This window comes from Mesorhizobium sp. M7A.F.Ca.US.002.01.1.1, from assembly GCF_004022955.1.
GTDB classification, from domain to species: Bacteria; Pseudomonadota; Alphaproteobacteria; order Rhizobiales; family Rhizobiaceae; genus Mesorhizobium; species Mesorhizobium ciceri.
Genome location: NZ_RZQE01001004.1, coordinates 1 through 705, shown reverse-complemented (window position 1 = coordinate 705; position 705 = coordinate 1). Strand labels below are relative to the sequence as shown.

At 65.1% G+C, this 705-nt stretch carries 1 pseudogene; it reads left to right on the top strand.

The features are described from left to right. A pseudogene (locus EN932_RS37385) lies at positions 1 to 705 on the top strand (6-hydroxynicotinate reductase); the annotation flags it as partial.

Genomic DNA, 705 nt, shown 5'->3' with positions numbered 1-705 from the left:
GGCGCGGCCTTGTCGACGAGGTGGTGGTGGTCGACGACCACATCACCGGCGTCGTTTCCGAGCATCAGGCCGGCAAGGTGCTGGGCTGGCAGGACACAGGGATAAAGATCCTCGGCCGCCGTTCGACGCCGGGCCGCTATTTCAAGGTGTCTGAGCCAGGCCTCGGCTGGGGCGGCACCAGCATTTCAGACCCGCTGTCGATCCTTGGCGAGTGGAACGCCAAGAAGGGTGCGCGGCCGGGCCTGTCGCTGCTGATGGTTTCGACCACCGGCGAGCAATTCGCCTATTACGAGCTCGACGACGAGTTGAAGCCGGTGCAAAAACCGTTTCCGGAACGGCTGCAAAAATCGGTCGGCCTGATCGAGGACAATTGCGAGCCGGCTTTGTGCACGGTGCTGTTCATCGGCGGCGCCGGCGGTTCGCTGCGCGCCGGCGTCACCGAAAACCCGGTCAATCTCACCCGCTCGGTTCAGGGCCTGACCACCTATGTCACGGTCGGCGGTGCGCCGGTCTATGTCTGGCCGGGCGGCGGCATCACGCTGATGGTCGATGTCACACGGGTGCCGGAAGGCGCCTTCGGCTATGTGCCTACACCGGCGCTGGTGGCGCCGATCGAATTCACGCTGCGCCGCGACGACTATGTCAGGCTCGGCGGGTACGAGGCGGAGATCCGCAGCGTCGAGGGTATTGTCGCAAAAAGCGGGG